Source organism: Bacteroides sp. LFL-34 (genome assembly GCF_027257075.1).
Classification (GTDB): Bacteria; Bacteroidota; Bacteroidia; order Bacteroidales; family Bacteroidaceae; genus Bacteroides; species Bacteroides ovatus.
This window is the reverse complement of record NZ_JAPQKZ010000001.1, coordinates 25,016-39,969: the sequence shown is the minus strand read 5'-3', so window position 1 is coordinate 39,969 and position 14,954 is coordinate 25,016. Positions and strand designations below refer to the sequence as shown.

General features: G+C 40.1%; 18 protein-coding genes and 1 pseudogene. All 19 read right to left on the bottom strand.

Annotated elements, in window-relative coordinates:
- Positions 1-1,461 (bottom strand): annotated as a pseudogene (locus N5O98_RS00250) (hypothetical protein); the annotation flags it as partial.
- A complete protein-coding gene (locus N5O98_RS00245) occupies positions 1,458-3,848 on the bottom strand; it encodes a hypothetical protein (RefSeq protein WP_269495390.1) in 2,391 nt (796 codons plus the stop codon). The pseudogene N5O98_RS00250 and the gene N5O98_RS00245, both read right to left, overlap by 4 nt.
- A complete protein-coding gene (locus N5O98_RS00240; RefSeq protein WP_269495388.1) occupies positions 3,845-5,713 on the bottom strand; it encodes a hypothetical protein in 1,869 nt (622 codons plus the stop codon). Before N5O98_RS00240 ends, N5O98_RS00245 begins: the two co-directional genes overlap by 4 nt.
- The gene (locus N5O98_RS00235; RefSeq protein ID WP_032853565.1) at positions 5,706-5,963 is read right to left on the bottom strand and encodes a hypothetical protein; all 258 of its coding nucleotides are present in this window, start codon (positions 5,961-5,963) and stop codon (positions 5,706-5,708) included. Before N5O98_RS00235 ends, N5O98_RS00240 begins: the two co-directional genes overlap by 8 nt.
- Positions 5,964-6,031: 68 nt before the next feature.
- Positions 6,032-6,355: a hypothetical protein gene (locus tag N5O98_RS00230; RefSeq protein WP_061448133.1), complete on the bottom strand. Its 324-nt coding sequence runs from the start codon at positions 6,353-6,355 to the stop codon at positions 6,032-6,034.
- 41 nt (positions 6,356-6,396) lie between these two features.
- Complete coding sequence (locus N5O98_RS00225; RefSeq protein ID WP_004326899.1) at positions 6,397-6,852, bottom strand: phage tail tube protein; 456 nt, start codon at positions 6,850-6,852, stop codon at positions 6,397-6,399.
- Positions 6,853-6,874: 22 nt separating this feature from the next.
- A complete protein-coding gene (gene gp17, locus N5O98_RS00220) occupies positions 6,875-7,261 on the bottom strand; it encodes a tail completion protein gp17 (protein WP_004310936.1) in 387 nt (128 codons plus the stop codon).
- The gene (locus N5O98_RS00215; RefSeq protein ID WP_061448131.1) at positions 7,258-7,761 is read right to left on the bottom strand and encodes a hypothetical protein; all 504 of its coding nucleotides are present in this window, start codon (positions 7,759-7,761) and stop codon (positions 7,258-7,260) included. Before N5O98_RS00215 ends, gp17 begins: the two co-directional genes overlap by 4 nt.
- Positions 7,754-8,071, bottom strand: a complete 318-nt coding sequence (locus N5O98_RS00210; RefSeq protein WP_004310938.1) for a phage head closure protein — start codon at positions 8,069-8,071, stop codon at positions 7,754-7,756. The genes N5O98_RS00215 and N5O98_RS00210 overlap by 8 nt, the downstream gene beginning before the upstream one ends.
- Positions 8,071-8,367, bottom strand: a complete 297-nt coding sequence (locus N5O98_RS00205; protein ID WP_128131192.1) for a head-tail connector protein — start codon at positions 8,365-8,367, stop codon at positions 8,071-8,073. Before N5O98_RS00205 ends, N5O98_RS00210 begins: the two co-directional genes overlap by 1 nt.
- A gap of 65 nt (positions 8,368-8,432) precedes the next feature.
- Entirely contained in the window at positions 8,433-9,566 is a 1,134-nt protein-coding gene (locus N5O98_RS00200; protein WP_151922160.1) for a phage major capsid protein, read from the bottom strand.
- A gap of 3 nt (positions 9,567-9,569) precedes the next feature.
- A complete protein-coding gene (locus N5O98_RS00195) occupies positions 9,570-10,169 on the bottom strand; it encodes an HK97 family phage prohead protease (protein WP_008999299.1) in 600 nt (199 codons plus the stop codon).
- Between the two features lie 20 nt (positions 10,170-10,189).
- Positions 10,190-11,464 carry a phage portal protein gene (locus N5O98_RS00190; RefSeq protein WP_008999298.1) on the bottom strand — a complete coding sequence of 425 codons (1,275 nt, stop codon included), beginning with the start codon at positions 11,462-11,464 and terminating at the stop codon, positions 10,190-10,192.
- Positions 11,464-13,179: a terminase large subunit gene (locus N5O98_RS00185; RefSeq protein ID WP_061448128.1), complete on the bottom strand. Its 1,716-nt coding sequence runs from the start codon at positions 13,177-13,179 to the stop codon at positions 11,464-11,466. Before N5O98_RS00185 ends, N5O98_RS00190 begins: the two co-directional genes overlap by 1 nt.
- Complete coding sequence (locus N5O98_RS00180; RefSeq protein WP_032856104.1) at positions 13,163-13,528, bottom strand: hypothetical protein; 366 nt, start codon at positions 13,526-13,528, stop codon at positions 13,163-13,165. The genes N5O98_RS00185 and N5O98_RS00180 overlap by 17 nt, the downstream gene beginning before the upstream one ends.
- Positions 13,529-13,746: 218 nt before the next feature.
- Positions 13,747-14,088 carry an HNH endonuclease gene (locus N5O98_RS00175; protein WP_032845679.1) on the bottom strand — a complete coding sequence of 114 codons (342 nt, stop codon included), beginning with the start codon at positions 14,086-14,088 and terminating at the stop codon, positions 13,747-13,749.
- Positions 14,085-14,237, bottom strand: a complete 153-nt coding sequence (locus tag N5O98_RS00170; protein ID WP_153260288.1) for a hypothetical protein — start codon at positions 14,235-14,237, stop codon at positions 14,085-14,087. Before N5O98_RS00170 ends, N5O98_RS00175 begins: the two co-directional genes overlap by 4 nt.
- Positions 14,228-14,509, bottom strand: a complete 282-nt coding sequence (locus tag N5O98_RS00165; protein WP_061448127.1) for a hypothetical protein — start codon at positions 14,507-14,509, stop codon at positions 14,228-14,230. Before N5O98_RS00165 ends, N5O98_RS00170 begins: the two co-directional genes overlap by 10 nt.
- Positions 14,506-14,691 (bottom strand): hypothetical protein, encoded by a 186-nt coding sequence (locus N5O98_RS00160; RefSeq protein ID WP_004310945.1) that lies wholly within the window; start codon positions 14,689-14,691, stop codon positions 14,506-14,508. The genes N5O98_RS00165 and N5O98_RS00160 overlap by 4 nt, the downstream gene beginning before the upstream one ends.
- Positions 14,692-14,954 lie beyond the last annotated feature (263 nt).

Here is a 14,954-nt window from a genome sequence, read left to right as displayed (position 1 = left end):
ACCGATATAAGTGTTCGGAGTGTCAGACATCGGATTACCGTTCGCATTAGCGGAGTACTTTACGTGAAAATACTGGGATGTGCCGGGAATACCTTGCGATCCGGTCGGTCCTGTATCACCCTTATCGCCTTTGTCTCCTTTGTCGCCCTTGACACCCGTTTCTCCCTTAGAGACATATTTAAGCCAATCAGTAGAATTGTCTGTTGGTTCTTGGATTGTTTTGTCTACAATACATATCCATGTACTGCCATTGCATACAACTTCATCATAGTACCAATATGTGCCCGGCGTCCATACTCCTTTGAAAGCAGGTACGGGAACTTCGGTTATACCGTCGTTAGATAATTGCTTGATAGTCCCGGTCATATACACATTGCGGAGATACGCACTATGTCCGGTCATTTCGATACCAAACAATTTCAAGTTAGACAAGTCGCCCAACTGCATAGCGATCATTTCCTTTGAAATCTCCCAACCGTTTACACCTGTCAGGTAACGGATATAACTTTGTGTCGAGTAGCTCGATTTTTGCCGCTCTTTGTTTGTGAAATTACCATACGAAACGAAGTGCATAGCCTTGCAAGGGTGTGCGGTTGTACCAGAACGAAGCGCATATTTAAACGTAGAATCACCGATCTTTTCAGTAATACGAAAATAAGCGGTTTGAAATCCGGTTGAGTCGTTGAATATACCTTTGCAAATATCATCTACCTCTATTTCTGCTATTTCGCCCGGTTCGAGTTTAAGGTAGATAATCCGATTTGATTCGTCTATACGTTCGATGATCCCGCCGCCCGGAGCGTTCCACTCTTCACCCGAAACGATTGATACGCGGTTGTAGCGTAATTCAGGAACTTCAAGGAAATCACGTAGACGAAGAGATTTTGCATCTATATGACCGTCTTTGCCGATTAACCAACCGATTAAGCCTTCTGTGTAGTCATTTGAGGATATATCACCGGAAAAAGTCGCTGATTTGGCAATCAGTTTATCAAGAACGTTGAGTATTTGCGTTGTTACCGTCGTTGCGGTTAACGTATCCGTAGAAATACCCTTCGTTACGTCTAGCCCGTTATCAACGATTAAACCGCCTAGCAATTTGATAAGGAATTGCGTTTCGTCTGGTGCGGTTTTGGATAGATACAAGTCTTTTAAAGCATCGATAGCCGCATCTAGCTCCTGCCTTATGCGCAAAGAAGAAAACGTATTATCGTCGGTCAGTGCCGTATTATTATCGGTCAGAGCAATAATACGAGACTTTATTTCAAATAGGGAACGAAGAGACGAAAATACATTGTTATCGGATGATGTACGCCCATCGTCCATCTTTAATACATCAAGATCAACGCCACCGCCATTTATAGGCGTTGGCGTTGTTGTACTAATACTTACCGAACCGGAATTGCGTAAATACTTATTCCGAAACGAATGAGGCACTTTCTTATTTTCTACTTCTATCATGTTTCTATTAATGATACGTTACAACTTTCATTTGCGTAATCAATACTCATTTGATCTACTATCATTTCTCTTTTGAGGGAATTTTCGTAAATCCTAGACAGTATCGAAAAGCCACGATTCAAATTATTGCTGTATCTAAATTTAGGAGCTTTATAATGTGTATAAAACTTGTCTATTAGTATTTGTTCCGGCAATACATTTTTATCGTGCAACGGACTATATACCGTTTTTAAATAATCAAATTTATCCCCTGATTTGGTAGCGCAATTTGAGTAAGAAGAAATGTTTTTTGCGTTTGAGTTGATTAATAGTTCGATGTCGTCCATTTCTGTTACATTATTGTCGTTTATCACGTTGCTGTAAACTACGTCGGAGTCGTCAACTGCATTATTAAATATATCGTATGTAACTTTATTGTTAGTATACTTAAATGTGAAATCGGATATATGAAATGCAGTACAAGGGTGACAGCCCCCATCCGTTCGATACATAGGATATTTTCCTAAATGATTCGGAGTGCTTAATTCAAAGCGTATCTTTCCGCATAGTATTTTATCATCTGGAAGTTTAATCGCGACTCCGTCCGTTGAGTCGTACAGATTAAATCTATAACTAACAGTATTCGTTAATCTCTTTTCATCATCGAAAACTTTATCACCTTCTTTGTTTATATGAACCAAATAGAAACCATCTTTAAGCGTACATTCGTCGTGATACCATTTTTCGACAAAAATATCTTCGCCGTTTTCCCTATACGCATAAACCTTATTGCTATCGGCGAACCCGCCGGAAGCCTTTTCGCCGCTAGCTGAATCATATTCGCCCTTGCTTACAAATCTCCAATCTCCAAATGCATCCTTATATCTATACCATGTAGCCCCTCGATAAGTTAAGTTGTGCGTGATTTTATAATAGCCTCGATTTACTCGATCCGTATAATACTTTTGATTTCTCCATACTTCACCATCATAATAGTAATCATCTATATATAATTTGCAAGGAACCATCGTATTATCAAATCCGGCGCCATATTTTGTATTAGAGTATACTTCATCGGACGTTTTTATTATATCGTTCGGAAGAAAAGAGCCGGACATTCTATAAGCGATATTTATTATGAAATATCCTCCTTTGAATAAAGAATACTCTCCGTTTTTCAATGTTAAAAGAGTCTTTCGAGAAGCACTAATTATATTATACGCTTGCAGGAATGAAACGCAGGTTTTCCAACTTAAAGAAGACGGTTCCCCATCCTCTGTTGTGTAGTCGCTGTACTTCTGCCATACCACACCGGAATATATATCATTAACGTTGTCGATAGTCACTTCAACACCTTCTGCCGGAATATCAAGAAATGAAAAGCTCGGCATCAAATACCCCCAATTACTATTAGATTTAAAAAACGAATTAAGAAGGGTGTAATTCTTTCCGTCTATATCCCTACCAGATATATAATATTTATTGGGATCGGAGTTTTGATTTACTATATCCTTTTCGTCGTCGAGCAACTCCGGGCATAAGTTGGTTATCTGATTCATATTAGCAACAACAGATACTTTATTATACACATCACCAAGCGATATACTTCCCGCGCTTTCAGATACGCCAATATTACGCACATTCAATAGTGCGGAAGGGATTGTTATACTTTCACATGTATCGCTTATTCTATCATAAACGAAAAAATGAAGCTCGTCGTTTTTGATAAAATCATAGTCGATCATATAATAAGCATCCTGATACTGAATGAACGTCATACCGATATATTTAGAGATTTCTTCTAAAACATCTCTACTATTCATCGGCTCGTTAGCTTCATCAAAGAAGTTTCGTTCATGTATATAAATATCTTCTATCAAAGAAGTAGAAACATCTTTCGAGATTCTATTAGTTTTTTGAAAGTACAATTTGTTTAGAATCTTTCCGGGATCGGCAATATCAAGAATGTGCATTATTACATCTTTGAAACTTTTAAAATAGACCTCGGAAGAATTAATATAAGAGTACTTCTTATTTTCCAAAACGGAAATAGTATCGATTGCCTGTATCTCCACTATATTAAGCGGAGTTATATAATCGCTCGAATATAAATTTGGACTCATATATCCAAACCACTCTAAAACATCATCGGTTTTATTATACAAACGAACTTCTATATTTTGCCCTTCGGCTGTATATAGGTCTGATAAAATCTTATCTGTCAATATGCTTGTTACCGAATTAGACATTTTCAACGGCTTGTATAGAGTGTCCGATTCATACTCAACAGTAAACGGGCTATCTGTTAGGGTGAGTTCTTCGGAATACGTTGCAAAGACCGTATGAATTTCAATTCTATACGTCTTGTCTTTCCTGCTTTTAAACTCTGAATAATATCTTAGTTTCATCTTACTTTGCTTTTCTGATTATAATGATTACTCAAAACTCCTTCTAAATCTCTTCCATGTATGCGAAACGTTACGCTTGCGGGCTGATTTCCATTTTCTGCAGACGGTGCAATCTTTTGCGATAAGGAGCCATATAAACCGCTATTTAGCATTTGAAACAAATTACTTTGCTGTGATCCATTTAGAATCATCTCGCCTGAATTGAGTAAAGCCGGAACTTTATCGCCTGTGAATGATGTGCCAGGCACAATACCACCCGTTGCGAATTTAGGAATACTAGCCATTGCAGCGACGACGGCAGCAACGGCGGCTCCCGCCAATAACCAACCGACAACGGGCGTTTCTGCTGCGGAAGCTACGCCGCTAACTACTGCTTCGGTCTGTTTCGCAGTTATTAACGATTGAATAGCTGGAATAGCTTGCGCAATACTGGATATAACATTTGCGCCCCATTGAAGATACGCCGCCGCACTTTCATTGGTTATTCCAGATAAAGACCCCATAATACTACCAACTGCAGATAGAGATTCGGCATACCTTTCATTCATGTCTATATCTTCTTTTTTAAAAAGTGGATCATATTTCGGCAACTTTAAGTTTTTACCTTCTTTCCCATGAGTAGGAACTTTATCTTTATACGTTGGTTTTACCGGAAGAGACAAAGCACCGTCTTTCATTTCACCATGAGCACTTTTGAACGTTTCTTGCTCTACAACAAACTTTAAACTTATCCTCTTTGATTCGAGTTCATTAATTGTTGCTTGAATGGCGGAACGCGCTTGCATGTCGGTTTCAGCAATCAGTTTTTTATTTTGCTCTGCGATTTGCGTGTCATACCAAGCGATAGAGCCCTCTTTCGGTTCTTCCTTTGGCGTTTTACCGCCTATTCCTGACTGTAAAGCACGGTTCGCCGCTTTCGTCATACTAGATAAATTCCGTCCCGCCGCCTCTGCCGCCGTTGCAACGTTTATTAAATTCTGCAACCATTCATCACTCTTCTTTACTAAAATCGCGTTATATTGTATTGCATCCTGATACTTCGATAACATCGGGCTTATTGCCTTACTCAATGCATTTGTATCTGTTGTTGTAACCGTGTGCACATTCATTCCAGAACCCACCGTTTCGTAAGTTGTGAATTTGGATTTTAAACGATCGTATTCATCTACGAAGTCTTTATACTGTTTCGCTAATTGTGCCTTTTGTTTATCGCCTACCGAAGATACATCTAATCTCAACACTTTATCTATATCTATTGCCGAAACATCTACGCCGTCAAGTCCTATTGCCGCCTTTACCATTGCTTGTAATGCGTTTTGACTTCTTTGTTTATATTGTCCTACGATTTCCTCTTGGTCTTTCAGCGTCTTGTATAATAGTTCCCTAGCTGCTTTCTTTTGCTCTTCCGTTGAATCCTTATCTTTTAAGATAGTTATTTGTTCTTGTATGGTTGCTTGATTCTTTGCATCAAAATAAGAGAATGACATCTTTGTATTTCCTAATTGATCCATCGCGTTGTATGCTTCGCGTGCTAGACGTATAGTTTCGGTTAACCCGTTCATGAACGGCGTCCAGTCTCCACTACCGATAGAGTAGAAAAATTGGTCTACGCCACCTTTTAAGCCGTCCATAGTACGGGCATATTCATCTCCTAGCGTCTGACTGCTATTCATTACTTTATTGAAACCCTCCGAGGCAGTTACAGCAATACCAAGAACCCCGGCGAACTTCATAACTCCCGATACTGCAACACCGGACATTTTAGAAATGTCGCTTTGAAAAGCGTTTACATTCTTCTTCGACTTATTTAGATTCGCGTCAAAGTCATTCGTTTTAAGCAATAATCGTGTTATTATATCAGACATCTTTATTCGTATTTAATTGTGATTCTACTTCTTTTGCCTTAGCTCGTAATCGTTGCATTTCTTCGTCCGTTACGCTCGTATCTTTCTTTTCTTCTTCATCCCACGGGAACCGGAGTATATCGGTTTGCTTTAGCGTCTTTGTGCTATTAGATTGCGCTATAATGAAACCTAACAATCTAGTTTGTTCCCACGCTTCCCGATTGCGTCGATTCAATCCGTCTATAAACGATTCAACCTCGATAAAGTCCATTTTATCGAGGAAGTAATCGGGAGCGATCCCGCCCTCACCAACAACGCGCGAATAAAGTTCGCGTATACTTACGGCTTTCGTTTCCGCGTTGTCACCTTCTTTTTTTTTACGTCATTTCCTGCCGATTGCGAACGTAGTTTGATTTCATCCAAAATAAACTCTTTGAATTGTTCGAATAGAGTCAAGTCATTTTCACATAATTCGATAAATTCCTCAAATTCCATTTTGAACAATTCCTGATTAGAGGCAAGCAGGAACGAATAAAACAAAAGAAACTCGTCTAACATCTTTCCAAACTGGAACGGATAGCCGGATATAGATTCGAACACAAAGAACGCACGAAGCGTATATTTCAAAGAGAAATCTTTTCCGTTAAGTGATATTGTTTTCATTGAATAAGTCGTTTAGAGGGCGGCAAAACACCGCCCGTAAGTTATTTACTAGCTGCTTCCTTTGCAAGCGGTCCGGTTCCTTCGAAACTGATTGATAGTGTTGCTTTGTCTCCATCCGGCGCATTTGCTTCTAGTGAAGTGATAACCGCACTACCTGTATATGCACCTTCCGCTAGCGTCCATCCGGCGGCGGGCATTTCGTTTACGTCAGGATTGCCAACAACGCCAAATTTCAGAACAACAGGTTTATGCGCCAAGAACAAAGCGAATAGTTTATCGTAGCTATTCGCATCTGCATCCGCGCTAAATACGTTTTCACTGGAAGCGTTCCAAGAAAGTTTCTTGATGTCCTTCTCCGTCCAGATACCCGAATCTTTACTTTGCGTGTCGATTGTTTCAGCCGAAAGCCCCAATTTGCAAGATGTGGCAAGTGCGATGGCTTTACCGTCGATGAATAACATTAGGTCTTTTCCTAACACTGATTTTGCTTTACTCATAATTTTATCGTGTTTTAGTTAATTATTCAGTTTTAAATGAGAATACGAGGCTTTGAATAAAAGTATCTTCTATAAAATCCTCATTCGCGCTAATTAGTTTAGAATCGATCACATCGAAGTTATCATAACTTCCTCGTTTGTTTTCGAGTGATTTACGTACCTCTTCCGCGATTGTAACAGAGTTCAAATAGTTATCACTGGCGACAACGATCTCAACCGAAACAGTGTCACCCGTGCCGTACCTATCTTTCGTATATTCCGGCGTTAAGGAGTTGCGTTTGTAGATCACAAACGGAAAAGATGTTTCCGTTTTGGTCGAAATCGCATATATTTTATCAGAAACCAATTTTGCCAACTCTGTAGAGTCGCTTAATTTCTTATATACGTGTGCGCCTATTGATAAACTCATTTCTTTTTATTTGCTACTTTCATTATAGAATCAATTATATTTTTCTCTAGTGAGCTCTCTGCTTCTTTCTGCTTCGATTTGACCGCATTAGAGAAGAAGTGGGAAGCATTTATAATACCCCTATTCGCTCCTTTTTTGGTAGCTCGTTCTTTTGTTCCTGATTCGAACCATTTCAGCATATAGGCGCGTGATCCCTTTTTGCGGCGGTCGATCAAGTCAACCCGTGCACCGGAAGCATTGCGATAAACTGCTACGTTTATTTCGTTCTTTAACGGTTTGAACGATACGCCATTCTTAGAACTGCTAAATTCTGCATCAGTAACAGCGGAAACTAGATTTTCCTGTGCCTGTTTACGAATGATAAGAATCGACTTTCTAAGAGCGGAGGAAATTGCCTTCTTTGCTTCTTTATCGTTCAACCGTTTAAGTAGTTCGTTTACTCGCGTTGCATCCACTTCGACGCGATACAAGTTGCGCCCGGTGTAATTGTCGTTACTCATTGATTACCTCCGCTTCTATAACCGTTGCTTGTTGCTTCCGGTCGTGATTGATAGATAGAATCTTGTATTTCTGCCCGTCGTATTCGATCCTCATTTTAGCGTTGATCTCTTTACAGATGCGAATCATTATCGTATTAACGGTCGTATTATATATCTCGCCGTTCGCTTCTTTACGTGCACCCGACTTAAAGCGAATGTATGCGCGTTTATCGAATACTTTCACCCAACTTTCAGACGTACCGCCCAGATTATCGCGCTTTGACTCGCTACGGTAAAAAGCGATCATTTCGTTTAATAATCCTGCTTGCATTACGTATATCGTTTTAAAGGTTGCAGTAATAGTTCTATGTGCCCCGGAATAACTTGCGGAGTGGCAAATATTACCGATTCACGGTTTGCGTAGTAATTCGCTATAAGGATGCGGATCGCGTGCCAGATACGCCGATCTATTTTTGCGTCCTTAACGTAGGTATCTAGCGGATTATTTAGATACGATTCGATAAGAAGTTGAACGGGTTCGATAAGCCCGGTTATATACGCGTCGTCCGTGTCGAAATCAATATTTAAATGCTGTTTGAGTTCTTCGAGTGTTACGTATTGTGCCATATTGTATAAATTAGAAAGGGCTAGAGCCGAAGCCCCAGCCCTTTAATGAATGATAGGTTATAGGATTAGGCAGAAGCTTTTTTCTTTGCGATGGCAAAGGCTTCCGGGCGAGCTACAACAATATCATAATCAGTATTCAACACAAAGTTTACGACATTACTTTTCGCTCCGGTATACGGGTCTATAACTAAATCCATATCGCCGAACTGACCGATAGCAGCGTTGGAGAATACACCGAATCCGATAGAATCGGCGTCCATGTAGTTAGTAACAAGAACCGGATAACCGTTCACCATACCATTTTGGCAGATCATTTCAGCAGCCCCCGCCGCTTTGGGAGTGGATTTCAAAGCACCATACACCTTTGGAGTGCAAACATAGGCAGCTGTACCGTCGGTTACATCTACGCCCGCATCCATTACGGTAGATTCAAGCGAAACAATATCCGCAAATGTCAACGCGTTTGTATATTCAACATCTGGTTTTGCCTTTACAAACACGCCGTTACTTGCACCAGACAACGCAGCCCCCGAAAACATCCATTTGTTCAAAGTACGGGCAACACCAAGCGAAATTTGTTTTAAAACTACGTCCTGCAAAGAGTAGTTCGTTTGGTTGATCGCACGCTTAGACACCGGGATAGAAATAGATACACGTTTGGGTGAAGCCTTGATTTTGTCGATATTCAATTCGGTATCGGTAACCGCAACGTTTTCACCCTGAATTGTTGCTTCAACAGCCGCCAATGTTGGGAAAACAAGGTCACCTACAAGCCCGCTTTGCATCTTGATACCTAGTTTATCAATAATCAAGCCTTTTTCTAACGGTTCAATGATTTCACCGATTGTAACAGGAACCATGCTAGCCGCATCGGTTGTATCTGTAACAGTCACCGCACGTTCTACAACTTTAATACCGCCTTCCGATACTACTCCGTTGTATTCTTCCAAAGAGCGATGATTAACGACGTCAAAAACAGCCTGTGAAAACAACACGCGACGGTCTGACACCAGTCCCGCGTTAATATCTTCAAGCGCACGGCGTTCGACTTTCATTTCCAAAAGTTCTTTCTTTGTTTTTAACTGCTCGAACTGCTCTTTCTCGCTTGCGTCGAGTGCTCTTTTTTCCGCTTCTGCTTTATCCAACATAGCGCGCATCTGCTCTTTGTATTGAGCAATAGTTTCAAATTCTTTTCTCATGTTTTAAATTGATTTGCGTAAATTATTAATTTCATTTAGATAGTCTTTATTCTCGCCGGACAACTCCGCTATCGTATCGTCCATACTCCGCACCGTTACATCTGTACCATAAAAAGCAGGATCAACAACGGGAGATATATCGGAAATCCGATCAATCATGTGTACAGTACGAAGCAACAACCCGTCTTTCATTGAATAGGAAACTTTTGTTTTATCCTTTTCATTTAAAGCATACGCAAAAGACGAACCGAAAATATCACCGCGTTTAATCATTTCTACGGCGAAATCTCCATCGGGAGTACTAGGAGCCTCAAACCTGTATTTTAATCCGTAGTCGTCAAGTTCAAGCGACAAAGTTCCCGCACCACGATTAGAACGAGCTAACAATCTCTGTTTATTATGATCTAACAGAGCTTTAACATCACAACTACGCAATAACTCTTCCGTTATAGCTCCCTTTTCGATCACCTCAACAAAAGCGCGTTGTTTTTCCCTGTCGTACAATACACGGCTTTCTTGTCCGAATACAACCGCATAACCTTCGATTATTCTTCCATCTCCAACTTTAGGAGCACCTAACTCTGTATAACTTCGTATTTCCATATTTTGCAAATATCATTTTACTATATGTTTGTTTCTTCGTTTTTGGGTAGCTCTACTTTTTGACTAGCCGCCTCGATTGGTTGAACGTTGCAGGAGATAAACACTTTGTCGCCTCCTTCAACGGGCGGTTTTCCTAAAGCCCTACGAGTATCATTCGGGGAATGAGCTCCCATTTCTTCCAAAGCTTTATAATAGCTTGCTTGTGTCGTTAAATCGGTTTGATATAAGCATGACAAATCAAATGAAATACTATATAAGTGAGCGACTGAATTAGGAATCAGCTTGTAATTAAATTCAGCCTCGATTTGTTTCAATATTGGTTGCAGTGTATCAGTTAAAAAAGAAACATTGCTCATTTCAGAAGCTTTGTAATTAGTAGATTGTCCGGCAAATACTTTATCTGGGTGAACTCCGTAAAATCTACATATATCAAGAATACTGAATTTCTTTGTTTCCAATAACTGCGCATCAACCGGATTTATAGAAAGTTGATGAAATCCAACATCGCCGGGAACTGAAATAATGTCTCTTCCTGTATTTAGTTGTTCCTCTATGCGATCTCCAACCGTAGAAAGTTGAATATCCGTCATACCTGCACCGGGCAACCCTTTATTTATCTCTTTTGCACCGGAAACAAGCCCCTTTATTTTACTTCCATTCTGAAAAGTTCGTAAATTCTGATTATCTGCACTAGCGGCTATGGAAAAGATACGGCTAGCATACATTATTGTACTTACTCCTGTATATCCCCCGTCCAAACTATTATTTTTAAGATGGATTATTTCGTAGGATTCAAAACGCCCATATATCCGGTTATATGGATCAGAAATAATATAAACATCATTCAACTTGTCATAGGTTACTGTATTATTTGCGCATAATACAAGTTCGCTAACACTGCCGAACTTTCGACGGATAACGATGTAGGCGTTTCCTTGATTTACGATTTGAACAACCATATTCCTAACCATTTCAAAACTATTCATTCGTCGGTTAGGCATACGGGTTAATATCGTATATAAATCGTTTTCCTCGTCTGGTGAGAAATATCCATCTTTTTTCCGTTTAATTATAAGCGGTAAAGACGCGATAGTCCCCGAAAGAATAGAAGTACATCTATATGCGGCTGAAAGTTTCATTGCTTGATTACTGTTATGCACATCTATTGGCTGACCGGGTAACGATGGTAATCGGGAGTTTATCGCCGCATCTTTATCCGTTGTGCTCATCTCTGCATTTAAGGCGCGTTTTTGCGTCTTTGAACGTCCCAATTCAAAATTAAAAGATAGTTTCATTATACCTCCATGTTATTAAATAAGTAGAATGTCATTAGGTTTGTTATAGTCGAATCAATCTTCGCGTTATGCGTTTTCTTGACTGGCTTCTTATTCATGTTCCGATCTTCGTCTAATACCGCATTACTAAAACAGTATGGCGTAATCGGATTAGGGCTAAAGGTGAGCTTACTCCGATACAAAGCAAGTTCAAAGGATTCGATAGGGCTTGTAAACGTTCCGTATGTCTGTTTAACAGGCTTAATATATTCACTCGCACCGCCTACGGAATAAGTAAGAAGATTCACAAATTCAGCCGATTTATAAGGATCATAGCCAACTCCCATAATTTGTAGATACTTTGCACGCGCAAGTATATCGTTTACTATTTGCTGATAGTCGATAATATCACCGTCACAAAGAATTAAATAGCCCGCTTTCGCCCAACCTTCGTAAAGTTCCCGATTCGGATGATCTTTCAAAGCCCCTTCCGGGAAATAGTAGTCCGTATGCGAATGAAAAGAGCCGCTTTCTTTCGAATAGATATTATAAGTAACCGAAGAGAAGTCGTCTCGAACGGACAAATCAACCGCCACCATCGTAAGCGGATAAGTACCAATATTTTCTATTCTAATATCTTTGAATCGTTCTTCGATCTGCTTTGCCTCAATCCATTTTGTTGTTTGGTCGGTAGTAAATACGTTTAGTAACTTTGTTCGAAATTCCAGTGCATCCGGCGCGCTATATAGTGCTTTTTGATACGCGTCTATATAGAAATCTTCATAAACGGTTATACCCATGTGTGGTTGTACCTTGCGCCACGTTGCCGGATCGCCTTCCTCGTCGTCTACGTCTGGCTCAAAGATGTGCGCAAATATGGAATCATTTTCAATCTCACCTCGTAGGATCGATTTATACATTTTGAGCATTTCGACGAATGGAGCCGTTTCTTTATCGGATGCGGTCGTAATTACTACGGTTAAAGGGTTGAGCCGTGCGCCCATTGAGGACGTTAAAACGTTCTTCAATGCGGCGCTATCGGCTTGTGAATACTCGTCTACTATTACCATGCTTGCGTTAAGTCCGTCTAATTTATCCGGGTTAGAGGCAAGGCAACGGGCAAAAGAGGTTTTTCCCTTTATGCGGTTATATATGATTTCTCGATTAATTTTGAAGTGTCTAAACTTCGGATCGAGGGACTTTAAAATATTACGTATTTCATCAAAACAAACTTTCGCCTGATTATATGAGTTTGCAGCAACGTATGTTTGTGCGTTCGCATCACCGAACAACAAATCGTTAATCGAAAGACTCGCTACACTTGTTGTCTTACTGAATTTACGCGGGACGAATAAAAGAGCTTCACGAATCAAACGTTTGTTTGTGCCGGGCTTGTAAAACGCTAGAATGTTAGAGAACTGAAACACTTGTATCGGAGTCAGTTTGTATCTAGTTTTTCCCTTCGTGCCGGAAAACTTCAAACGCTCATAGAACGTGACGAACTTCTTTACTTCCTTGATCCGAAACTCGTATTTATCGAGGAAAACAAAGAAGCGGCGAACGGCTAGCAACTCGTAAAGGTTGTGCGCGTTCGGATTGTTAATACAACCTTTGATATACACATTTAGTCTTTCGTCTGCCTTGTCTAGCTTATACGAATCAACGTCGATGTTATGCAGATCGGAGACAACCGACTGCTTTAACGCTATCAGTTTATCTCTATTCTCCTTGTTCATCGCGATCTATTTTGTTTACTTCGTTAATCAAGTCGTTTACTTCGTCGTCATCAGATGCAGAAAGCGTTTGAAAGGTCAAACCAAGTTCGCGTAATTGTTTGCGCGTTGCTTCGAGTGCATCGAATAAAACTTTGAAAGCAGGATGCGCCGTAAGTTTATCATTATTTTCGCGGGACACTTCTTTCACGTATGACTTCATACGCTTCTTTGAAATATCGTTTAGTGCAATTTGAAACGCCATATATGAACCTGCGCAAAGAGTTATACAGAGGTCTAAATCTTCCGTATATGTTCCCTGCGACTCCATCGCGGCGCGAATCTTTTCTTTTATGTCGTCCAAATCACACATTTTTATAGGCTTTTTGCATATAGGAAAAGATCGCAAGTATTTGGTAGCTCGGAAGATGCGCGCAAAAAGTTTACCCCCAACGCGCACCCCCTCGTTTCAAAAATTACTCGCGCGTGTAAATATGAGGTGAGGTGGGTTTAGCGTATCGCGTTAAAAAATAAAAAAAACGCCCCCCCCCTTCGTCGAGGTTGAGCGGTTGTAAGGAAATCAGAAAAATATTATTTCTCGCCTTGCAAAAACCGATCCGCAAAACGTTCCGTCATTCGTTTATTATTCGCCTGTACCGCCTCTTTCGAATGACTAAAAGCACGTCGATGCGTATCAGAGTGGCACGAATGGCAAAGACTTTGCAGATTGTTATAATCAAACATTAGTTGTCTCATTCCGAGTTCGTGTGATACGGACTCAACCGGGACAGTGTGATGTACTTCCGTTGCAAGCGTACTGCGATTGTTCGCCTCGCACATCTCACAAACCGGATTGCTTTGTAGCTTCTTAGCTCGAAGTAACTTCCATTTGTTGGAGTTAATCATCTTAATGTAATGCGGGTTTCTACTCATTGTTCGTCATAATTAAAAAGAATCTTATCACATTGATAACAATCGTGCAACTCCTTTCGTGTCGCCTCGATGTCGTCCGTTTCTATCTCAACTAAATGCGTCTCGGACACATCGCCCGATTTGCATTGAATACGCCTGATTATATACATAACGTTTCGATCCGGTCTAATCCGTTAATAAGTAATCTAATCCGTGCACAATTCCCGTCGCATCGAGTCGACTGCGTTTCCTGTTTGTGTATCCGGCTTGCACAACCTTTGCAGTTCTTAGACGGACACATTTGTTTATACACTTCGATAGCTTGCCGCCTCGTTTCGTCTCTCTGTATCCGAGCCGCTTCAATAGCGACTTTTCGGATTAAGCCACGCGAGCGGATGCGCTCGTTTGTGGCTTGTTCGATGTACTGTTTTACTTTACTCATTTTACCGTGTTATTTTTAGGTTTGTAATTCCATCCGTTTAACTCGTAGACTTTCCGTTTCGCCTCTTCTTGCGTTGCCGCATCATCTACCTTTGTGTCTCCGTCTGGATCGCGACGATAGATATTGAAGTGTCGAAAACGAGGGGAATAATAATACTTTGATTGATTTTGCGTTTGATTCATTCTTTATAGAATATACAAAGCCCGAAAAGCTCTATTTATTGTTATTTCTTTTATTTCTTAGATAAATTAATTACATTTGAATCGTCATATAACCTATTTTTATTTTATACTTATGGAACAGTATTTATTTGGTTTTATTCTTTATCAATGTGATCCTAGAACTTTCACAACGATTATGACTGACTCTGTTTACTTTTTACTGACCGAAGATGAAGCTTTTAGAAAATACAAAGAATTAACATCGAAATTGGAAAAAGGTCAGT